The organism is Corynebacterium nasorum (genome assembly GCF_022345765.1).
Taxonomy (GTDB): domain Bacteria; phylum Actinomycetota; class Actinomycetes; order Mycobacteriales; family Mycobacteriaceae; genus Corynebacterium; species Corynebacterium kefirresidentii.
Window position 1 is genome coordinate 38,202 of record NZ_JAKRDR010000014.1, and the last position, 20,420, is coordinate 58,621.

Below are 20,420 nucleotides of genomic sequence, written 5' to 3' on the forward strand. Positions count from 1 at the left end.
GCCAGGATAGGCCTTTAAGGAGCCGGCTGGCAGGTCGGACACCAGAATAGGTTGCGTCCCTCCATGACTCTTTCCGCCACTGGGGTGCCGCACACATAGCAGGGCAAACCGGCGCGGCGATAGACATATACCTCCCCGCCATGGTCGTCTTTACGCGGTTCGCGCCCCATGGCTTCGGGAGAATGCTCGGGCTGAACCGTATCGATGCGGCCGTGCTCCACCCCGTACTCCATTAGCTGCACTAGGTCGGCCCACGTGGCGTCAAAGGTTTCACGGGAAACGTCGCGGCCAGGCAGGAAAGGGGAGAGGCCATGGCGAAAGAGGGTTTCTGCGCGGTAAATATTGCCCACGCCGGCATAGAGGTGCTGGTCCATCATCAGCGAGCCAATGCTGCGTCGCGATTTGTGCACCTTGGCCCATAAGGCCTCCACATCGGCGTCTGGGCGCAGCGGATCCTGGCCTACCTTGGCCAGTTGTGCGCGGTACTCCTCTTCTGTAAGCAAGCGGCAAAACTGTGGTCCGCGCAGGTTGGCGGCCTCGGTGCCATTATCAATGCGCACCCGAATCTGTCCGCCGGTCTCCTCGCGGGGCTCGAAGCGCAGCTTGCCGATGAGCCCTAAGTGAATATAGAGGATATGGCGCGGATCCGGAGCGGTGAAGTGTACAAAAAGATGCTTACCGTAGGTCTCGGCCAGCTCGATGCGCTCGCCATCGAGAATCTCCGCCTCCGCCGCGAAGCGCCCCTGCGGGCTGGTCACGCGCAGCGGCATACCGCGATAATCCGCGTTGAATTTATTGGCTAGGCGGTGGATGACGTGACCTTCAGGCATAGAAGCCAGTCTAATCGGGAAGAATTTTCGGCCAAACCTGCCGCTAACCAGCCCACTTATTTGGGAGGTGACAATAGCGTAAACTCGAAATGCGGAATGATTTAACTCAGGGGAAGGCTTTCAAATCATGACGCACAAAATCGGCTTTGACCGCGAGAAATATATCGAGCTGCAGTCAAAGCACATTCACGCCCGCCGCGAGGAAATCGGCGGCAAACTCTATTTGGAGATGGGCGGCAAACTTTTTGACGATATGCACGCCTCCCGCGTGCTGCCGGGTTTCACCCCGGACAATAAAATCGCGATGCTGGAGCGCATCAAAGAGGACGTAGAAATCCTCATTTGCATCAATGCCAAGGACATCTCCCGCCAGAAGGTGCGCGCCGACCTAGGCATCCTCTACGAAGATGACCTGCTGCGCCTTGTAGATGTATTCCGCAGCCGCGGATTCTTGGTGGAAAACATCGTCATGACCCAGCTGGAGGAGGGAAACTCCCAAGCCGAGGCCTTCATCGAAAAGGCAGAGCGCCTTGGCCTCAAGGTGGCCCGACACCGCGTTATCCCTGGGTACCCCACCAATACGGACCTAATCGTGTCCGAAGAGGGTTTTGGCCGCAATGAGTTTGCGGAAACCTCCCGCGATCTTGTCGTTGTCACCGCGCCGGGCCCTGGCTCCGGCAAGCTGGCCACTGCGCTCTCGCAGGTTTACCACGAGCACCAGCGCGGCAATAATGCTGGCTACGCTAAGTTTGAAACTTTCCCTATCTGGAATCTCCCCCTTGAACACCCCGTGAACTTGGCCTATGAGGCCGCCACGGTGGACCTCAACGATTCCAATATTATTGACCACTTCCATCTGTCCGCCCACGGTGAATCCACCGTGAACTATAACCGTGATGTGGAAGCATTCCCGCTGCTGCGCACCTTGTTGGAAAAGCTCACCGGCACCACCCCGTATGAGTCTCCCACGGACATGGGCGTGAACATGGCTGGGTTCTGCATTACTGATGACGCCGTGTGCCGCGCCGCCGCCCAGCAAGAAATCATCCGCCGCTACTTTAAGGCTCAGGTGGAAGAGGCCCGCGCTGGCTTGGGTACCGAACAATCTGAGCGTGCCGCGGTCATCATGGCTAAGGCCGGCATCAAGGTAGAAGATCGCCCCGTGGTGGCGCCCGCGCGCCAACGTGCGGAAGAAACCGGCGAGCCTGCCTCTGCTATGCAGCTGCACGACGGCACCATGATCACCGGCCGTACCGCGCCTCTGCTGGGCTGCTCGGCCGCGATGCTGCTCAACGCCCTGAAGCACCTGGCCGGCATCGATGACGATATCCATCTGCTTTCGCCCGAATCCATCGAGCCGATTCAAACGCTTAAGACCAAGCACCTGGGTTCCAAGAATCCACGCCTGCATACCGACGAGGTGCTCATCGCCCTGTCCGTGTCTGCAGCTAAGGATGACAATGCCCGAAAGGCGCTGGAACAGATCAAGGAGCTTGCCGGGTGCGACGTTCACACCACCACCATCCTGGGTTCGGTGGATGAGGGAATCTTCCGCAATTTGGGCGTGCTCGTGACCTCTGATCCCGTCTTTGCCCGCAAGAAAGCGCTGTACCAGAAGCGCTAGGTTCTGCGTAGTAGAGGGTCGGCCCTTTCAGCCCGTGCTGGAGGGGCCGCAGTCTTATAAAGAACAACTACAAGATTGGGGATCTACCCAGCTGCGGGCCTAAGATTGGGGCGTGACTATTGGCAAAGTTCTCCTGTATTACTGCTTTACCCCCATCGAAGATCCCACCGCAATCATGCTGTGGCAGCGCACCCTGTGCGAGTCCCTGGGTCTCAAGGGCCGCATCCTCATCTCTGAGCACGGCATCAACGGCACCGTAGGTGGCGATATGGAAGCCTGCAAGCGCTACGTCCGCCAGACCAAGGAATACCCAGGCTTTAAGCGCATGCAGTTCAAGTGGTCCGAGGGCGGAGCGGATGACTTCCCGCGCCTTTCGGTCAAGGTGCGCGATGAAATCGTGGCCTTTGGCGCGCCGGGCGAGCTGAAGGTGGATGAAAACGGCGTCGTCGGGGGCGGCGTGCACCTCAAGCCAGAAGAGGTTAATAAACTAGTAGAAGAACGTGGCGAGGAAGTCGTCTTCTTTGATGGGCGCAACGCCATGGAGGCAGAGATTGGCAAGTTTAAAAATGCCGTCGTGCCCGATGTGAAAACCACGCATGACTTCATCGAAGAAATTGAGTCCGGCAAGTACGACTGGATGAAAGATAAGCCGGTGGTGTCCTATTGCACCGGCGGTATTCGCTGCGAGATCCTGTCTTCGTTGATGAAGAATCGTGGTTTCAAAGAGGTCTACCAGATCGATGGTGGCATCGTGCGCTATGGCGAAAAGTACGGCAATGATGGCCTGTGGGAAGGCTCAATGTACGTCTTTGATAAGCGCATGCACCATGAGTTTGGCCAAGGACTCCAGGACCCAGGCTTTATCCAGCTGGGCCATTGCGTGCACTGTGGCAAAGGCACGAATACCTTCCACAATTGCATCAATGAAGATACCTGCCGCCAGCAGGTGCTTATATGTGATGACTGCATCCAGCACGTAGAAACCCAACACTGCGGCCGGCCAGATTGCGCCGAGGTAGCAGCAAAATTCGTCGACCAAGATTCCAAGGCTTGATTAGAAATTGCTAGGTACTTTAAAACAGGCGCGAGATCGCTAGATGCAGCGCCCAGCAGATGCTTTGCTTCGTCTTTGCGTGGGCTGAGTGTTAACCAAAGTATTAATAAGATTTTACTGCCATTTTACTTGCTGCATAGTATTTTCAAGTATGTTGATTTTTATAGGTCCAGCTTTGGCCGTTGCGCTGCAAAGATCGTACGCATCGGTGGCAGGCGGGCCTAAGGTTTTCACATTTGACTTGAGGAGTTTAGTTTATGCCCAATTTTAAGATGAAGGGGGGCGCGTTGCCGCGGCTGCACTCGTTGCCCTAGGTGCGATTTCTGTTGCAGTTCCGTCCGCCGTTGCGGCTGAACAAACTGATGAGACGGTGAACGCGGTTAATGATGCTGTTGGAAAAGAATTGCCTCCCGAGGTTGCTAAGCAATTGGATGAGTGGGCAGCATCTCAGAATCTTGATCTCGATGCCGAATTTGAAGAGGAACCTGTAACTACATCTACCGAGACTCAAAAGGCTCTTGCTGATAAGCACATTGTAATGTTCAACCGAGCAGGGGTTGAACCCCCACCGGGTTATGTGTATGACCCTTCAAAGGGAAATCTGAATGACTATTGTACGAATTCTCCCGATCAGTTCCCCGCTCCTGGCGACAATGCTGATTTCTCTGGCGCATGCGCAAAGCACGACATGTGCTACGGAGCCCATCAGGATCCCGGTGAGCGTGTGGGCTGCAATATTCAACTAAATAAGGACATGGTTCATATTTGCAAGAGCGTTTATCCAAATGCTGCCGATCCGCGTAGGGGAGGCTGTCTTTCTACTGCAGGAACCTATTTTGCTTTTGTGACTGCAGTTCATCCTAGCCAGTGGAACCCTACGATTTCGGGATAAGAGAAGCAAAGGAGAGTAACTATGGCAAGTGGAAACCTCCGTCCGCTTTGGCCTGAATTGGTGGCGGCCGTCTTAGGGGTGGCTCTCGTTCTTATGGCCCCAGTCAGAATCGGTTGGATCGGCACTGTGGTCATTATTCTATCTGCGGTTTCCGCAATTACCACGTTAATTCTCTCGAAACAGTCCGCGAAAGTTCAGTTGACAGGAATGATCATCGGCATCATTGCCATTGCAGTCGGTCTGTTAATCGGTTTAAAAAATGATGGGCAAACTGCGATCTTCTCGCCGGCCCTTGTTTGGGTATTTGGTGCGGGACTAGTGATGTCGACCCTTTGTACCTTGATAGCTCGAAAGTTGAAAGTTAATTCAAAGCAAACAGCTTAGGATTTTGAGTCTTTTCTCCGGCGGCCTCGTCTACCTATCGAACATAGTAGGCGGGGCCGCTCTCGTGCTTACTGACTGGGTGGTTAGGTGTTTGTAGAGGACAGTCGACTTAGAGAGTCAGTACCCATGACTGGTTACGGTCAACATGCAGTGCAAACGCAGTTGGCAGCCCAGCTAGCCAAGCAGGAGAGCTAGTCGCGCGCCGTTTCCTTGTGGAAGGAGTCCCACCACCACTGTTGCCAGGTGGCGGTGTGCTGGTTGCAGGGCGGATAGATGATGCCGGTAGGTGTGTATAGTTCGGTCACCGGGCTGATTCCGTGCAGCGAGTTGAGGAACCACAGGGGGCATTCGGTGGCGAGCTCCGGGGTGAGCGGGCGTGTTTCGGTCCGTATGCCTAGGGCCGCGGCGCGCTGGGTGACCTGGTGCAGCGTGATGCTGGGCAGCGCCGTCCCGGTGGAGAGAATAAGCGTCTCCTCCTCCCAGGCGACGAGCGCGCCGGTGGTGGTCTCCACCATGGCACCGGAGGAATCCACAATGACGGTGTCATCGGCACCGTCGTCCTGGTATTCGGCGCGGTAGCGTGCCAGTGCCGGGAAATCGGGGCCCTTGACAAAAGGCTGCGAGCGCGGGTCGGGTGCCTGCGCATAGGTTAGCCGGGTGACTGGGCGTGCAGGGGGTGCGGGGCGAATATCGAGGCGCAGTTGTCCTGCGGCTAGCGAGATGCGGGGAAAAAGATCGCCGGGGGCGAAGCGCTGTAGCATCGCAGGCACGAACCCAGCGGGAAGCGGCCCCGCCACCGACTCGAAGCGCCGGAGGTGAAGGCGAAGGGCGCTTGAGTGGGCGTCGCCAAGCATCCGCCAAGAATCCGCAACGTCAAAGGGACCGGGATGGGGTTGGCTGGGAATAAAGCCGCCCTCGTGCCAGAGATAGGTACTCACTGCCATGCCCCTAATACGGACTGCGCCTTAAGGTTGCGCTCTTCTAGCTCGGCGGCCGGATCCGAATCCAAAACGATGGCCCCGCCGGACCCGATAGTGACCTCACCGCTCGCGCGTACGGCCGTGCGGATGACCACGCTGAGATCGGCTTGCCCATCGAAGCCCAAGTAGCCCACCACGCCGGAGTAGACCCCGCGCGGGCCGGTCTCGAGCTGATCGATGATTTCGCAGGTGCGCAGCTTTGGCGCGCCCGTCATCGAGCCGGGAGGAAAGGTGGCGCGGAGGGCATCGACCGCAGTGGCATTGGCGCGCAGCGCTCCGGTAATGGTGGACACCAATTGATGAACCGTGGCATAGCTTTCTACCTGCATCAACTTCGGTACGCGCACGCTGCCGGGCTCGCATACCCGGGAAAGGTCATTGCGCAGCAGGTCGACGATCATGAGGTTTTCGGCGCGCGTCTTCGGGTCCGTGGTCAGCAACGTCGGATCCTGGTCGGCGGAGATAGTGCCCTTAATCGGCTTGGCTTCCACCTCACGGCCGCGCACGGTGAGGAAGCGCTCAGGCGAGGTGCTGCAGACTTCCACGCCATCGAAGACGAGGTGCGCGGCATAGGGAGCGGGATTGTGTGAGCGCAGTTGGGAATAAAGCTCCCCCTCGGCCCCGGCCGAGTAGGTATCGGTCAGGCAGACTTCGTAGCTCTCCCCGGCGTGCAGGAACTCCTGAGCGCGCTTAATCCGCTCCAGGTAGCCGGGGCTGCGCCAGGCGCCTGCGCTTAGCGACGCCCCGCTGCCCTCCCCAGTCTCCTGTGGTTCATCCGCACTCAAGGCGGCTTCTAATCGGTCCAGCAGTTGCTCGGCGCCGTCGCCAGCCAGGCAGCACAGATGCGCTGTTTCTTCCCGGTGGTCATAGACCATAAAAGACTGCGGCCGCACAAAATAAGCATCTGGGTAAGGGGAGCGGTGGCTTGACTCAATGGGCAGGGTGAGCTGGGCGCACTCATAGCCTAGGTAGCCGATGAGCCCGCCGGTGAAAGGAAGTTCTGGGGCGTTGGCGACGCGGGTAGCGAGCTCGCGGTCCAAGAGGGCAAGGATATCGGGGGCGTCACCAAGCCGATAGCGGAAAGAACGACTCAACGTGCCGGCAGTATCTCCGAGGATGGAGTAGCGCCCGCGCGGATCCGCGGAGTCGAGGAAGAAGGCATCTTTTCCTTCGGCGCGCAGGGTAGCAAAGACCCGCGGGCAGTCCACCGCGCCGGGCACCTCGCGGTGGATCAGGCGGAACCCACCCAGGAAGTTGCGCATAATATCCCGGCCGTGCTGGGTAAGCACCGACTCCGGGTGGAATTGCACGCCCCAGTGAGGCAAACCATCGACCTTGAGCGCTTGAATGACGCCATCCTCGCTACGGGCATGAACGGTGATACCGGGGACCTCGTCAATCTGCAAGGAGTGGTAGCGCACTACCTCGAAATTTTGCGGGATTCCGGCAAAGATGCCCTCGCCCGAGTGGCTAATAGTGGAGACAAAACCGTGGCGCGGTTGTGGCGCACGAGAAACCTGAGCGCCGGCCAACAGGCCCAGCCCTTGGTGGCCGAGGCATACGCCCAGCACCGGAATCTCGGCCGCTGCTGCGGCGGTGATGATGGCTCGGGCAGCACCGAAGTCCTCCTCCCGCTCAGGCGTGCCCGGACCAGGAGAAATCACCACATGAGAAAATTCGCCGGCACGGACGCGCTCGGCCAGACCTTCCGCCTCGCCGGCAGCAATAACGAGTGGGTGACGGCCGTCTACCTCTGCAATGAGGTGAGCCAGGTTGAAGGTATAAGAATCGTAATTATCAAGCAGGAGGATCATCGGGAGGGGGGGAAGTTTTCTAGGCGGCAGCCGAGTCCATGAGAAATAGCTGGATATCGGTAATGGTCCAGAGCATGAAATTGCAGGCCATCACCCAGAAAATGGCCATCCAACTCCGCCAGCGCAGATAGCGGTGTAGCTTGCGCACCATGATGATGGCGCAGCCAATCATGCCGAAGAAGGGAATGATCGGGGTGGTCAGGCTAAAGAAGGTGCGCTGCCCATCGGTGCAGAGCCACGTAGCGGTGCCATCTTCGCATAAAGGACCGCCCAAAAGCCTAGCGGCGAGCGCGACCGCGAAGCCATAGAGCGCGGAGATGACAAGGACTGCGAGCATGTACCAGACGGCTTGCCGGGTAGAGCGGCGGTTAGCAGCGGCAATCTCTAAAGGATCCGGCTCATCGGCCAGCTCATCGAAACTCTGCGGTTCTGGGCGGCGCAGATTGGCATAGTCAGCATCGGATGTCAGATCGTTTTCGGGATGCTCTGGTCGCTGGCTCATACCCCAATCCTAACCGCAGGCTGGGTGGACCAAGATGGGCACCCGAATATGCGGCAGCAGCTCCGTGGCAGTAGAACCCAAGAAAACGCGGGCGATGGGGCCTTGCGGGGTGGAGGCCATAAGCATGAGATCGCCCTTTTTCCACTTGAGCGAATCCACTGCGCCGCCCCAGCCGGCACCGGAACCAATTTCAGAGGTGACATCCAGCTCTGGGAATTTCTCCTGGATGCAATCGCGGGCGCGATCCAGCATGGCAAGGGAATCCTCGAGCCACTCCGCCGCCAGCTCGAGCGCCATATCGTGCTTATCCTTCGACGGGGTACTGAGCAAGCCCTTTGCCGAGAAAGCCAGCAGGCGCAGCGGCAGGTTCCAGCGATTGGCAAGCTCGGCTGCGGCGAGCATCTCATGATCTTCGCGCGGGCTGCGTTCAGTAATGGCAAAGTTAAAGCGGGTGACGCCGTGCTTGGATAGCTTTACCTTGCGAGGCACCAAGCCCAATGGTTGAGGAGAATAATGCAGCAAGGTATCGGCCGTAGAGCCGGCGAAGAAACGCCCCTTGGGCGCGGCCTGGTTGGGCCCCAAAATGATGAGGTCTGCCTCGAACTTCTTGGCCATTTCCGTCAGCAGCTGGGGGCGCGAAGGGCCGTCGACCAATAGGGAGGGTTTCTCATCCCAGCAGCTACGCGGCACGCCGGCCTCATCGAGGGCGGCACGGGTAGCGGCGGCACAAGCCTCCTTTTGTTCTTTAAACCATTTTTTATATTTTCCGCCTAGTTTGCTGAGGGAAGTAGTAGTCCACGGCTGGAATACGGTAGAGATGACGCGTACCTGGATATCAGCGGTACGGGAAAGCCACGCGGCACACTCGAGTGCCTCGGTGCCGGAGGAAGCGGGGCTCCAAGAAATAAGGATGCGAAGTGGCTTTTCGGCCGAGCCTTTGCTCAAGGCTGGGAGATGCCCATCGGAAATATCAGTTGCCATACGATATGAACTAGTGAACGATTACGGTTATTTCGCTTCCCTCAATTATCACGTTAAGCCGGAGAAAAATGAAATCACCGCGGGCAAAACTAGCGCTGTTCGCCGTTCATTGTGGGGCGATAGACATCTGCAAGCTTGGAGATGACAGTGGCTACTTCATTCGCGGTATCCAAATCTTCAGGCTCTAGCCACCGCATGATTTCTGCCAAGGCCGAGGCGCGCTGCTGTGAAACGATGGCGAGTTCAGATTCGCCCAATTGCGTCAGCGCTACCAGGACACCGCGGCGGTCTTCCTCATCGCGGTGGCGTTCTACGTAGCCGTGGCGCTCTAGCTGATAGAGCGCGTTAGAGGCGGTGGGCATGCGGATAAGCTCTGCCTGCGCGATGGTGGATACGCGTGATGGACCCCGCATACGCAGCTGGTTCATGATGGATACCTGGGAGGTGGTCAAAGAAGAGCCCTCTGCCGTGCGCTGGAAAATAAGGATGAGCTTATTGAGCGCCGGTTGGATGGAACGCGCGACCTCGACGGCATCCTCGTATGTAGACGGGGATTGAGCGGGGCCCTTCTCCTCATGTTGCTGCGTCATAGAAAACGATTGTATAGCTCGTTTTCTCTGCGCGGTAGTTTGGAAGTTAAAAAGTTAGCTTCCGGCAATAAAATCTTCCAGCTCGGCGCGTGCCACGTCATCGGCCTTTTGCACCGGCGGGGACTTCATCAGGTAGGACGAGGCAGGCAGTACTGGGCCGGCAACCCCGCGGTCGAGGGCAATCTTGGCGGCGCGCACAGCATCAATGATGATGCCGGCAGAGTTAGGTGAGTCCCAGACCTCCAGCTTGTACTCCAAGTTCAGCGGGACTTCGCCGAAGGCAGATCCTTCCAAACGGACATAGGCCCATTTGCGGTCATCGAGCCATTCCACATAATCCGAAGGGCCGATGTGAACATTGCGGTCCTCGCGCTTGCCGGCGATAGGCGAGTTGTGCAGGTTAGAGGTGACGGCCTGCGTTTTGGAAATCTTCTTTGATTCGAGGCGCTCGCGTTCGAGCATATTCTTAAAGTCCATATTGCCGCCCACATTGAGCTGCATGGTGCGCTCCAAGCGCACGCCGCGGTCCTCGAAGAGTTTTGCCATGACGCGGTGCGTAATGGTGGCACCTACCTGGGATTTAATATCATCGCCCACAATGGGCAGCCCGGCGTCTTCAAACTTCTTCGCCCATTCTGGATCAGAGGCAATAAAGACCGGCAGGGCATTGACGAAGGCGCAACCGGCATCGATGGCCGCTTGCGCGTAGAACTTATCCGCATCTTCGGAGCCCACCGGCAGGTAGGAAACTACGACGTCGGCGCCGGATTCGCGAAGGACAGCGGGGACGTCGGCAAGCGGGGCTTCTGATTCCGCAATGGACTCTTGGTAGTAACGGCCCAAGCCATCCAGGGTAGGCCCGCGCTGCACGGTAACGCCCAGGTTCGGGACGTCGGTAATAGAAATGGTGCAATTGCGGGAGCTGCGCGTGGCCTCCGCAAGGTCCTTGCCCACTTTGTCCGCATCCACGTCGAAAGCGGCAACAAATTCCACGTCGCCGACGTGATACGGGCCAAACTGGGTGTGCATCAAACCGGGAATATCTGCATCGGCAGCGGCGTTGCGATAAAACTCCACGCCTTCAATGAGGGACGTGGCGCAATTGCCGACGCCCACGATGGCGACCTTTACCTTCTCGGACAAGGTTTACTCCTTTTATATCCATGAATTGTGGTTGTCAGTGACTGCGCAAGACTAAGCCGAAAATTATGCCCTGCGGTGGCATAACACCATGTGGATCGATCAAGAAGAGGTAATTAGGATGATCCGGGTGAATTCCGTTGCCTATAAGCATGTGCTCTCCCACGAGTGGGAACGCGCCCACCATCTGCGCGAATTTCGCGCTGGGCAGCTCACACGGGAAGAGGTATGCGATGCCGATTTTCTGCTGCGCGCCGCAGCTGAGCACCACGGGCGCACCATGGATAAAGAATGCCCAGTGTGCGGCGAGCCTTTGCGGCTTACCCGCTGGGTCTATGGAGAGAACCTCGGCCGGCGTGCTGGGAGCGCCCGTAGTGATAAAGAAATAGCGGAATTTGTAGCCGAGGGCTTGGAGTTTACGGTGCACGAGGTGGAGGTATGTCGCCAGTGCCGGTGGAACCACTTGTTGCGTTCTGCTACTGCTTTTAACGCGTGTTAGTTTCCGGCGCACCGCCTTAGGCAGTAAGCTGCAATTATTTAGTTTGTGATCAGGGATGAATGAGGACACGAATCAGTGACCGAGAAGGAATCTACCGGCAAGTCCACTAAGGTGGCTCGCCCCAGCAAAAAGCAGGCGAAGAAGAAACGCCGCATCTGGCCGTGGGTCGTTTTGGCGTTCCTACTGGTCTTTGTGGCATTGCCCGCAGGACTTTTTGCCTATGCGTACTCGCAATACACCGTTCCGGAGCCCAAGGACCTGGCCAATAACCAAGTCTCCACCATTTACGCGGGCGATAACCAGACCCAGCTCGCCCGTTTGGTGCCGCCGGAAGGCAACCGTACCCACGTAAACCTGGATGAGATCCCGGACTATGTGCAGGACTCCGTGCTTGCCGCGGAGGACCGCGATTTCTGGGATAACTCCGGCTTCTCCTTCACCGGCCTCGGCCGCGCCGTGGTGGGTAAGGTAACCGGCAACGCTGATGCTGGTGGCGGTTCCACCATTACCCAGCAGTATGTGAAGAACACGCTGGTGGGTAATGAGTACTCCTATGTGCGCAAGATTCGCGAGCTTATCTACTCGGTGAAAATGACCAATGAGTGGGAAAAGAAGGATATTCTCAACGCCTACCTCAACACCGTGTACTTCGGACGCAATGCCTACGGCATTCAGGCCGCATCCAACGCCTACTTTAATAAGGACGCCAAGGACCTCACCCCGGAGGAAGGCGCCATGCTCGCCGGCCTCATCCAGTCCCCGTCCGGACTCGACCCCCGCGTGAACCAAGAGGGCTCCGAGGACCGCTGGAACTACGTCCTAGATGGCCTCGTGGGCATGGGTGACCTCACCCAAGAACAGCGCGATGGGATGACTTTCCCGGAGACCCGCGACCCAACCGAGTACTCGGCTTATACTGAGGCCCCGGGCGCCAACGGTCACATCAAAGATCAGGTCATCCGTGAGCTGGAAGAGGTAGGCATCACCGAAAACGAGGTGTCCACCGGTGGTCTGCGCATTACCACCACCATTGATATGAACGTGCAGAACAACACCATCCAGGCAGTCGATGAGCAGATGGCTCCCCTGCAGGAAGATGCACGTGCGGCTTCCGTCACCATCGACCCAAAGACCGGTGCGGTCCGCGGGTACTTCGGTGGCCACGATTCCAATGGTTGGGATTACGCCAACTCCCCGCTGCAGACCGGTTCGACTTTCAAGATCATGGCCCTAGCAGCTGCCCTGCAGCAGGGAATTAGCCTGGATACTAATTACTCTTCTGCTCCTTATCAGCTGCCGGGATCCGATGTGGTTACCAACGTGGGCGGTGGCTGCGGCGTATGCAACCTGCGCGAGGCTACCAAGCAGTCCCTGAATACCTCCTTCCTGCGCCTGCAGGCGGACCTGAAGAACGGTACGCAGGACACCGCGGATATGGCGCATGCCCTGGGTGTGGCTAAGTCCCTGCCGGGCATTGAGAAGACGCTGACGGAAAAGGGCAAGCAGCCATTCGAGGGCATCGTCCTGGGTCAGTACCAGTCCCGCCCGCTCGATATGGCTACCGCGATGTCCACCCTGGCTAACCAGGGTGTGTGGCATAATCCCCACTTTGTGCAGCGCGTAGAAAACGCCGCCGGCGAAGTGCTGTACGAGCACCCTGAAGATGAAGGCGAGCGCCGCGTATCGTCCAATGTGGCCAATAACGTCCTCGAGGCCATGGAGCCGGTAGCCGCGTGGTCCAATGGCGCCCTTGCGGGCGGCCGCGCTTCTGCCTCTAAGACCGGTACGACCCAGATGGGCAATACCGGAAATAACAAGGATGCCTGGATGGTTGGTGCCACCCCGCAGCTGGCCACTGCCGTGTGGGTAGGTACCGCAGATAACACCTCCGCCATTTTCGATCAGTACGGTGGCATCATGTACGGCGCGGGCGCGCCGACCAAGATTTGGAAGGCCGTGCTGGATAACTCCCTGGCCAACTCCGAATTCCAAAACTTCCCGGCCGCCTATCCACTGGGATTCGGCAATATGGGCGCCGGAACGGCCGCCCCGGCCTATGACCCGAGCTGGGATAGCGGCGCTGGCGATACGCAAAACTACGAGGCTCCAGAGCAGCAGGCTGCGCCGGAAGAAGAGACCAAGCCGGTCCAGCCACAAGAGAAGCCGGAGAGCCCGAAGCCAGCGCCAAGTCCACAGCGTGGCAACCGTGGCAACAATGGCAACAATGGCAACAATGGCAACAACAACCAAGCACCGGCCCAGCAAGAGGCTCCGTCCTTAGATGACCTCATTGGTCCGAATAGCGACCTGGCAGACCTTCTAGGGTAGGCGGCAGTGACAGTGAATTCGCACCAGCGCATTCCCGTCTCCTCAGAGCCGTTGGCCCGCGGAGTAATTGAATTCCTCGGCGGGCCAATGGGCCGTTTTGCCGGCGTTCGCCCCACTCAATGGTGGACCCCGCTGCGCGCCATCATCGCCGTCGGTTGGGTATTTCTGGCTTGCGGATTCCTCTCCAAAGCCAATTGTGCCGGCGGTACCCGCGGTGATGACGGGGTTATTAGTTTGAATTGGGCAGCAAACCGCCAGTACACCTCTTTCTGCTATAACGACATCATCCCGCTCTACGGCGGCCGTGGCCTCGATGAAGGCGGCTTCCCCTATGCCTATTCTTGGCAGGAGGGCGACCTGACCCGCTATATGGAATACCCGGTCCTCGCGGGCTTATTCCAAGGAATGATGGGGTGGATCGCCCGCAATACCTATTCCCTTGTGGAGTGGGCCGGAATCCCGGAGGCCGGTTGGTACTTCGGCCTCACCGCCCTGGTCATGTCCTGTATCTGGGTCGGCGTGCTTTATATGGTCTACCTGTTGGTAGGCAATCGCACGTGGGACACCATCCTCGTAGCGGCCAGCCCCCTTATCATCATTCACGCCTTTAGCAACTGGGATATCCCCTCCATCGCCTTTGCCGTAGGCGCGCTTCTGGCCGCCGCGCGCAAGCGGCCGGTGGTAGCAGGTGTCCTTATCGGCCTTGGCGCCTCTTTCAAGCTATGGCCGGTCTTCATCTTGGGGGCATTCTTGGTCTTGGCGGTGCGCAACCGCCGTTGGTCGCAATTTTTCCTAGCCTTACTTGGCGCGTCCGTAGCTTGGATTGCGGTCAACGCGCCGGTGGCAATGAAATACCCGGATGCGTGGCGAGAATTTTTCCGCCTCAACCAAGAGCGCGGTGCGGAGTGGACCACCATCTACTCAGTGCTCAGCCGCAATACCGGCATGAGTTTTAGCCCAGAGTTTCTCAATACCTTCAGCTTGGTGGCTTTTTTGGCTCTTTGCGCAGCAATTGCGGTGCTGGGTCTGCGCAGCGCGCGAACCCCGCGCATGGCAGAGCTGGTCTACCTCATCGTGGCTGCCTTTTTATTGGTCAACAAGGTGTGGTCGCCGCAGTATTCGCTGTGGCTGGTGGTCCCCGCAGCTCTGGCGTTGCCGCGCTGGCGTCTGGTCTTTAGCTGGGCGCTTGTCGACGCCCTGGTATGGCCGCTATTGATGTGGCACATGCTGGGCACGGACAATAAGGGCATTCCGCACGAGCTTCTCGACGTCGCCGTTATTTCCCGCGATGCCCTCATTATCGCCATGGCTGTATTTATCATTCGCCAGATGTGTGGGAAGGTCACGGATAAGGTGCGCGATGCGCATGGTGGCAGTGATCCTTTGGCAGGAGCATTCGCATGATTGTTACCTATATCGGGATGGCCTCCATCTTCTTAGGCTTTCTCTGCGTGATGGGTGCCTTTTGGCTGTTTCATAACCGCGAGGATCGGCGCGGGCCCATCGTTTTAGGGATCTTGGCTATCCTTTTCCTCACCATCATTCCGGCGACAGCCGCTGTGTTTTTCGCCGCAACTACCACCGGTTAGATTTCTTTTCGCCGGTCACTTGCGGTACTGTAGTGGGGTTGCTTGACGCAACGTACCCTCCTGCTGCATCCGCAAAGGTGATGCAGCCGAAAACTACTAGACCATAGGAGGTGATGAGGTCCGTGCGTCACTACGAAGTCATGATCATTCTGGATCCTAATCAGGATGAGCGCACCGTAACCCCGTCCCTGGATAAGTTCCTCGAAATCGTCCGCCAGGATGGCGGCAAGGTTGAGAACCTTGATGTATGGGGCAAGCGTCGTCTTGCATACCCCATCAACAAGAAGGAAGAGGGCATTTATGCCGTCGTCAACCTGGAGTGCGAGCACACTTCGGTTGCCGAGCTCGACCGCCGTCTGAACCTGAACGACACCATCCTGCGTACCAAGGTTCTGCGCACCGACAGCAAGTAACGGATACTGGGATCAAGCACAATCCACGTAACCGATAAGGAGTAAAGACATGGCACAGGGAGATACCAATATCACGGTGGTAGGCAACATCGTTGCTGACCCCGAGCTGCGCTTCACCCCGGCGGGTGCGGCAGTAGCTAACTTCCGCGTCGCCTCCACCCCTCGTCGCTATAACTCGCAGACGAACCAGTGGGAAGACGGCGAAGCTATGTTCCTGACCTGCAACGTATGGCGTCAGGCGGCAGAAAACGTCGCCGAAACCCTGTCTAAGGGCATGCGCGTCATCGTTACCGGACGCTTGAAGCAGCGTTCCTTTCAGACCCGCGAGGGTGAAAACCGCACCGTATTCGAGATTGACGTCGACGAAGTCGGCCCGTCTCTGCGCTACGCCACCGCACAGGTAAACCGCAATCCACGTGAGGGCGGCAATAACTTTAGCGGCGGCCAGCAGCGCTCGAATAACAATAATCAGGGCGGTTTTGGAGGCGGCCAGCAACAGCAGCCGCAGCAGCAGAACCAGGCTCCTTCTGAGGATCCGTGGAACTCCGCGCCACCAGCTGGTGGTTTCGGAGGCGCTGATTCTGAACCTCCGTTCTAAGTCTGTCACCCGCAACTATTCAACTAACTCAATTGAAAGGCAGGGATCATGAAGCTGATCCTCACCGCTGCCGTTGAGAACCTCGGCGCCGCTGGCGAAATTGTTGAGGTTAAGGACGGCTACGGACGTAACTACCTGCTTCCTCGCGGCCTGGCTATCGTGGCTACCCGCGGCGCAGAGAAGCAGATTGAGGGCATCAAGCGCGCCCAGGAAGCTCGCGAGATTCGCGACCTGGATCACGCACGTGAGGTCCGCAACCAGCTCGAGCAGCTGACGGATGTCAAGGTAGAGGTTAAGACCTCCGAATCCGGTAAGCTCTTCGGTTCCGTTAAAGCAGAAGACATTGTCAACGCCGTCTCCAAGGCCGGTGGCCCAAAGCTGGATAAGCGCATTGTTGTGCTTCCAAAGGGCCTGGTCAAGAAGACCGGCAATTACCAGGTCGAGCTGAAGCTGCACGCTGATGTTATCGGCAAGGTGAACTTCTCGGTCGTTGCTGCCTAACTAGGCGCACGACGGTCCATATAGACCCAAAGACAACAGCAACGCTTTAGGCCTCAAGTTCCTGCTATGTGAGGTGGCAGGTTCTTGGGGCCTTTAGCGCGTTTTCACCGGCTTGTGGATAACTGTGGAAATCTGTGGATAACTCTCCAGCTCATTAACTTTGCGTTTACACCTCGGTTGCTTTATTAACCCGCAGGTCAGGGCCCTTATCCACTGTTAATGTGCCACTTTTCACATCTGCGAAAACCCGTCGTGAGCAGGGGATATGATGTGTGCAGGTCACGGAGGTTTTGAGTTATCCACAAGCATATGCAGGGCAATTGCGGCCCGAGTATGCCGCGACCAGCAATTTCCACACCATCCTGTGGATAACTTCCGGCTTTATACCCAGGGGGTAGTGTCCCGGCGCTAGACTAAACTGAAATTCCGTTACGCTCGCTCGCTCGAATAGCTACAAGGGGGAAGACATGACCAACGCCAGCTTTGACGATGAACACCTGCCGCCGGAGCCGCCGCCCGAGGAGGAACCGGCCCCACGCCGTCGCTTTCAGCAGGAAGAGCCAAAGCGCTATGGAGAATTCCGCCAGCCCCCCGCAGACCGGGAGGCGGAGCAGGGCGTCCTAGGCGCAATGCTGCTGAGTCCCCATACGGTGATGGAAGTCATTGAGGAACTGGAACCGGAGGACTTTTACTATCCGGCCCATACCCTGATCTACCGCGCCATGCTGGACCTTTATTCTGAGGGTAAAGACGTCGATGCTGTCATTTTGGCCTCTCAGCTGGATCGCTTTAATAACCTCGAACGCGTTGGGGGCGCCCCCTATCTGCACACGCTGCTGGCCACGGTGCCGACGGCGGCAAATGCCCGCTATTACGCAGAGATCGTGGCGGAGAAGGCCGTGTTGCGCAAGCTGGTTGATGCCGGCACCCGCGTAGTACAGCTAGGATTTTCCGGCACCGAGGATGCAGAGATCGAGTCCGTCCTGGACCGCGCCCAGCAGGAAGTCTTCGCCGTCGCCCAGCGCAAAACTGCGGAAGATTATCGAGTCTTGGGTGACCTCATTGACCCCACCATTGATGAGCTGGCAGCACTGCAGCAAGCCGGCGGTGTGGAACTAGGCGTGCCAACTGGTTTTATCGATTTAGATAAGCTGACTAACGGTCTCCACGCAGGCCAGATGGTCATCGTCGCTGCTCGTCCCGGTGTGGGTAAATCGACCCTAGCCATGGATTTCATGCGGTCCTGCTCCTTGCAGCATGGTAAGTCCTCGGTAATCTTCTCCCTCGAGATGTCAGCCTCGGAGATTGTCATGCGCCTGCTCTCGGCGGAATCAGAAGTCAAGCTGGCCGATATGCGCGGCGGCCGTGTCTCCACCGAGGACTGGGCGAAAATTGATGAGACCCTCAACCGAGTGCAAGACGCCCCGCTGTTTATTGATGACTCTCCAAACCTGACGATGATGGAGATTCGTTCCAAGGCTCGCCGCCTAAAGCAGCAGCACGGGCTGGATTTGATCGTCTTGGACTACCTGCAGCTGATGTCTTCGGGTAAAAAGGTTGAGTCCCGCCAGCAAGAGGTTTCCGAATTCTCCCGCCAGCTCAAGCTTTTGGCCAAGGAGCTAGAGGTTCCTCTCATCGCAATTTCGCAGCTGAACCGTGGACCCGAGGCGCGTACTGATAAAAAGCCGCAGCTTGCTGACCTCCGTGAGTCCGGCTCCTTGGAGCAGGACGCCGATATGGTCATGCTGCTGTACCGTCCTGACTCCCAGGATCGCGATAATGAGCGCGCCGGCGAGGCGGATATTATCCTAGCCAAGCACCGTGGCGGTCCAATCGATACCGTGCAGGTGGCACACCAGCTGCACTACTCCAAGTTCGTCAATATGGCCCACGGATAAATTACAGGTCGACCACCGCATTGGGATCGCCCAATCGTGGGCCGAGGATAACCAACACCAGGAAAACCGCAGCTGCGGCAAGCGCTAACCAGCGCCAGACGGGGAAGAAGCGTTCGCCACATAGGCGGGCGAACGCCGCACCGATGAGTGCGCCCACGGTGTTAAATATGAGGTCATCAATATCCGTTCGCCCAAGGGCAAACGCATATTGGCACACCTCCAGCACTAGGCTCAGGCCAAATCCCCACGCCACAGTGGTTTTAATGGAACGGCACAGACTAAACACCAGCATTCCAAACGGGATAAAGAAGGCCGTGTTTCCCGCGTACTCAAATAGCGGACCAAACCAGCTGCCGCCGGAGAATTCATCCAGCGGCACCCAGCGCAGTTCTCGCGCACGCTGATTTTCCGGTTTCCACAAATAGCCGATTTGGTAGAAAGGCTTGAGCGTGGTCAATGCGACCATAACGGCCGTCCACGCGGCGAGGGAGAGCCTACTGAGCAAGCGCTATTCCTTTCTGCTCGGGCAGACTGAAGGCGGCGGCAGCCGCAATGCCAAATGCTGCGGCGAATACAATAAATAACCAGGCCGTCCCACCCGCAGCAAGCAGTGGCGGGACGATTAGTGGGGCCGCAATAGATGCTAGCCTACCGAAGCCTGCTGCCGCTCCCGTACCACGCCCTCGCAATGAAGTGGGATACAGCTCCGGACCGATGGCATAGAGGGCTCCCCAGGCGCCGAGGTTGAAGAAGGAGAGCAGACAACCAGCCAGGATGATCAATGCTTCCGTAGCTGCTGCTCCATATAGGCCGGCTGCTGCTGCCGAGCCGAGCAGGAATACCGCGAGGGTTACCCGCCTGCCCCAGAGCTCGATGAGCCAAGCTGCCACCGCGTAGCCAGGCAGCTGGGCAAGGGTGATAATGAGGGTAAAACTAAAAGACTTCACTAGGGAGAAACCGTCGGCTACTAGCAGAGAGGGAATCCAGATGAAGGCGCCATAGTAGGAGAGGTTTACACAGAACCAAATGGTCCACAACGCTGCGGTCCTCCTTCGTAGCTGCGGACTCCAGATAGACGCTGCGGGGGAAGGTGTGGGCTCTGGGAGGGCATCGTCCAGCGGGCGATTTTCCGCCGCGGCTTCGAAACTGGCAACGATAGCTTCGGCCTCATCATGGCGGCCTTTGGATTCAAGGAAACGCACAGATTCTGGTAGACCGCGGCGCACATAGATTGAATACGCGGCTGGCAGCATGCCAAGGGCCAGGGCCCAGCGCCAACCGGATTCAGATGTGCTCACCACGAAAGTGCCGATGATGGCCGCAAGGATCCATCCCAAGGCCCAGAATGTCTCGAGAATGACTACCATCCTTCCGCGGACCCGCCGAGGCGCGAATTCGGATATGAGCGTGGAGGCAACTGGTAGCTCGGCTCCGAGGCCCAACCCAACGATGAATCGGAAGAAGATGAGAACCGTAAGTCCCCCAGCTAGCGCGGATGCCCCTGTTGCCAAGCCGTAGACAAGCAAGGTGAGAGAAAAGACATTGCGGCGGCCGAATTTATCTGCCAGCAATCCGCCAAAGGTTGCACCGAGCGCCATGCCAAGGAAGCCTGCCGAGGCCAACCAGGAGGTCTGGCTGGCACCTAGATCCCAGTGAACGGCAAGGGCGGCCATGATGAAGGAGATTAACCCGACATCCATAGCATCAAGCGCCCATCCAAGGCCGGAACCTAAGAGTAGGCGCTTGTGCTTAGAGGTGACGGGAAGGCGATCGAGACGTTCGGTGCGGCTGAGCATGCGATAA

General features: G+C 57.9%; 21 protein-coding genes. 12 read left to right on the forward strand and 9 right to left on the reverse strand.

Annotated features, from left to right (window positions below):
- Positions 1-14 precede the first annotated feature (14 nt).
- Positions 15-830 carry an Fpg/Nei family DNA glycosylase gene (locus MHK04_RS09545; RefSeq protein WP_239207688.1) on the reverse strand — a complete coding sequence of 272 codons (816 nt, stop codon included), beginning with the start codon at positions 828-830 and terminating at the stop codon, positions 15-17.
- 127 nt (positions 831-957) lie between these two features.
- On the opposite strand from MHK04_RS09545, the gene MHK04_RS09550 reads away from it, so the two are divergent.
- The 4 genes from MHK04_RS09550 to MHK04_RS09565 all read left to right on the forward strand — a co-directional run bounded on the left by MHK04_RS09550 (position 958) and on the right by MHK04_RS09565 (position 4,784).
- On the forward strand, positions 958-2,454 hold the full coding sequence (locus MHK04_RS09550; protein ID WP_023020147.1) for a DUF1846 domain-containing protein: 1,497 nt from the start codon (positions 958-960) through the stop codon (positions 2,452-2,454).
- A 112-nt stretch (positions 2,455-2,566) separates the two neighbouring features.
- Positions 2,567-3,508, forward strand: coding sequence for an oxygen-dependent tRNA uridine(34) hydroxylase TrhO (trhO, locus tag MHK04_RS09555; protein ID WP_023020146.1), 942 nt, complete (start codon positions 2,567-2,569; stop codon positions 3,506-3,508).
- A gap of 370 nt (positions 3,509-3,878) precedes the next feature.
- Positions 3,879-4,400 (forward strand): phospholipase A2 family protein, encoded by a 522-nt coding sequence (locus MHK04_RS09560; RefSeq protein WP_152687310.1) that lies wholly within the window; start codon positions 3,879-3,881, stop codon positions 4,398-4,400.
- Positions 4,401-4,421: 21 nt separating this feature from the next.
- A complete protein-coding gene (locus MHK04_RS09565; RefSeq protein WP_023020145.1) occupies positions 4,422-4,784 on the forward strand; it encodes a hypothetical protein in 363 nt (120 codons plus the stop codon).
- 191 nt (positions 4,785-4,975) lie between these two features.
- On the opposite strand, the gene MHK04_RS09570 is transcribed toward MHK04_RS09565, so the two are convergent.
- From MHK04_RS09570 to MHK04_RS09595, 6 genes are all read right to left on the reverse strand, one after another.
- Positions 4,976-5,728 (reverse strand): aminotransferase class IV, encoded by a 753-nt coding sequence (locus MHK04_RS09570; protein WP_023020144.1) that lies wholly within the window; start codon positions 5,726-5,728, stop codon positions 4,976-4,978.
- A complete protein-coding gene (locus MHK04_RS09575) occupies positions 5,719-7,578 on the reverse strand; it encodes a chorismate-binding protein (RefSeq protein ID WP_023020143.1) in 1,860 nt (619 codons plus the stop codon). Before MHK04_RS09575 ends, MHK04_RS09570 begins: the two co-directional genes overlap by 10 nt.
- A gap of 19 nt (positions 7,579-7,597) precedes the next feature.
- A complete protein-coding gene (locus MHK04_RS09580; RefSeq protein ID WP_023020142.1) occupies positions 7,598-8,080 on the reverse strand; it encodes a hypothetical protein in 483 nt (160 codons plus the stop codon).
- A 9-nt stretch (positions 8,081-8,089) separates the two neighbouring features.
- Positions 8,090-9,061 carry a universal stress protein gene (locus MHK04_RS09585; RefSeq protein WP_023020141.1) on the reverse strand — a complete coding sequence of 324 codons (972 nt, stop codon included), beginning with the start codon at positions 9,059-9,061 and terminating at the stop codon, positions 8,090-8,092.
- Positions 9,062-9,150: 89 nt separating this feature from the next.
- Entirely contained in the window at positions 9,151-9,651 is a 501-nt protein-coding gene (locus tag MHK04_RS09590; protein WP_023020140.1) for a MarR family winged helix-turn-helix transcriptional regulator, read from the reverse strand.
- 54 nt (positions 9,652-9,705) lie between these two features.
- On the reverse strand, positions 9,706-10,794 hold the full coding sequence (locus MHK04_RS09595; RefSeq protein ID WP_023020139.1) for an inositol-3-phosphate synthase: 1,089 nt from the start codon (positions 10,792-10,794) through the stop codon (positions 9,706-9,708).
- A gap of 118 nt (positions 10,795-10,912) precedes the next feature.
- Here MHK04_RS09595 and MHK04_RS09600 point away from each other — a divergent pair, with 118 nt between their 5' ends.
- The 8 genes from MHK04_RS09600 (at position 10,913) to dnaB (ending at position 18,617) form a co-directional block, all read left to right on the forward strand.
- On the forward strand, positions 10,913-11,290 hold the full coding sequence (locus MHK04_RS09600; RefSeq protein WP_034655603.1) for a DUF5318 family protein: 378 nt from the start codon (positions 10,913-10,915) through the stop codon (positions 11,288-11,290).
- Positions 11,291-11,365: 75 nt separating this feature from the next.
- Positions 11,366-13,618, forward strand: a complete 2,253-nt coding sequence (locus MHK04_RS09605) for a transglycosylase domain-containing protein (protein ID WP_239207687.1) — start codon at positions 11,366-11,368, stop codon at positions 13,616-13,618.
- Between the two features lie 6 nt (positions 13,619-13,624).
- A complete protein-coding gene (locus tag MHK04_RS09610) occupies positions 13,625-15,022 on the forward strand; it encodes a glycosyltransferase family 87 protein (RefSeq protein ID WP_239206490.1) in 1,398 nt (465 codons plus the stop codon).
- On the forward strand, positions 15,019-15,207 hold the full coding sequence (locus MHK04_RS09615) for a hypothetical protein (RefSeq protein ID WP_023020135.1): 189 nt from the start codon (positions 15,019-15,021) through the stop codon (positions 15,205-15,207). Before MHK04_RS09610 ends, MHK04_RS09615 begins: the two co-directional genes overlap by 4 nt.
- 122 nt (positions 15,208-15,329) lie before the next feature.
- Positions 15,330-15,620, forward strand: coding sequence for a 30S ribosomal protein S6 (gene rpsF / locus MHK04_RS09620; protein ID WP_023020134.1), 291 nt, complete (start codon positions 15,330-15,332; stop codon positions 15,618-15,620).
- Positions 15,621-15,669: 49 nt separating this feature from the next.
- On the forward strand, positions 15,670-16,218 hold the full coding sequence (locus MHK04_RS09625) for a single-stranded DNA-binding protein (RefSeq protein ID WP_023020133.1): 549 nt from the start codon (positions 15,670-15,672) through the stop codon (positions 16,216-16,218).
- 48 nt (positions 16,219-16,266) lie between these two features.
- Positions 16,267-16,719: a 50S ribosomal protein L9 gene (gene rplI / locus MHK04_RS09630; RefSeq protein WP_023020132.1), complete on the forward strand. Its 453-nt coding sequence runs from the start codon at positions 16,267-16,269 to the stop codon at positions 16,717-16,719.
- Positions 16,720-17,186: 467 nt separating this feature from the next.
- A complete protein-coding gene (gene dnaB, locus MHK04_RS09635) occupies positions 17,187-18,617 on the forward strand; it encodes a replicative DNA helicase (protein ID WP_023020131.1) in 1,431 nt (476 codons plus the stop codon).
- Position 18,618: 1 nt separating this feature from the next.
- Here the strand turns inward: dnaB and MHK04_RS09640 are convergent, their stop codons facing one another.
- Complete coding sequence (locus tag MHK04_RS09640) at positions 18,619-19,122, reverse strand: VanZ family protein (RefSeq protein ID WP_408910188.1); 504 nt, start codon at positions 19,120-19,122, stop codon at positions 18,619-18,621.
- On the reverse strand, positions 19,112-20,413 hold the full coding sequence (locus MHK04_RS09645; RefSeq protein WP_239207686.1) for an MFS transporter: 1,302 nt from the start codon (positions 20,411-20,413) through the stop codon (positions 19,112-19,114). Before MHK04_RS09645 ends, MHK04_RS09640 begins: the two co-directional genes overlap by 11 nt.
- Positions 20,414-20,420 lie beyond the last annotated feature (7 nt).

Coding starts and splice junctions, on each gene's coding strand:
- MHK04_RS09590 (WP_023020140.1), bottom strand. CDS start 9,651: ATGACGCAGCAACATGAGGAGAAGGGCCCCGCTCAATCCCCGTCTACA.
- MHK04_RS09600 (WP_034655603.1), top strand. CDS start 10,913: ATGATCCGGGTGAATTCCGTTGCCTATAAGCATGTGCTCTCCCACGAG.
- dnaB (WP_023020131.1), top strand. CDS start 17,187: ATGACCAACGCCAGCTTTGACGATGAACACCTGCCGCCGGAGCCGCCG.
- MHK04_RS09625 (WP_023020133.1), top strand. CDS start 15,670: ATGGCACAGGGAGATACCAATATCACGGTGGTAGGCAACATCGTTGCT.
- MHK04_RS09580 (WP_023020142.1), bottom strand. CDS start 8,080: ATGAGCCAGCGACCAGAGCATCCCGAAAACGATCTGACATCCGATGCT.
- MHK04_RS09585 (WP_023020141.1), bottom strand. CDS start 9,061: ATGGCAACTGATATTTCCGATGGGCATCTCCCAGCCTTGAGCAAAGGC.
- MHK04_RS09550 (WP_023020147.1), top strand. CDS start 958: ATGACGCACAAAATCGGCTTTGACCGCGAGAAATATATCGAGCTGCAG.
- MHK04_RS09545 (WP_239207688.1), bottom strand. CDS start 830: ATGCCTGAAGGTCACGTCATCCACCGCCTAGCCAATAAATTCAACGCG.
- MHK04_RS09615 (WP_023020135.1), top strand. CDS start 15,019: ATGATTGTTACCTATATCGGGATGGCCTCCATCTTCTTAGGCTTTCTC.
- MHK04_RS09570 (WP_023020144.1), bottom strand. CDS start 5,728: ATGGCAGTGAGTACCTATCTCTGGCACGAGGGCGGCTTTATTCCCAGC.
- MHK04_RS09575 (WP_023020143.1), bottom strand. CDS start 7,578: ATGATCCTCCTGCTTGATAATTACGATTCTTATACCTTCAACCTGGCT.
- rplI (WP_023020132.1), top strand. CDS start 16,267: ATGAAGCTGATCCTCACCGCTGCCGTTGAGAACCTCGGCGCCGCTGGC.
- MHK04_RS09645 (WP_239207686.1), bottom strand. CDS start 20,413: ATGCTCAGCCGCACCGAACGTCTCGATCGCCTTCCCGTCACCTCTAAG.
- MHK04_RS09565 (WP_023020145.1), top strand. CDS start 4,422: ATGGCAAGTGGAAACCTCCGTCCGCTTTGGCCTGAATTGGTGGCGGCC.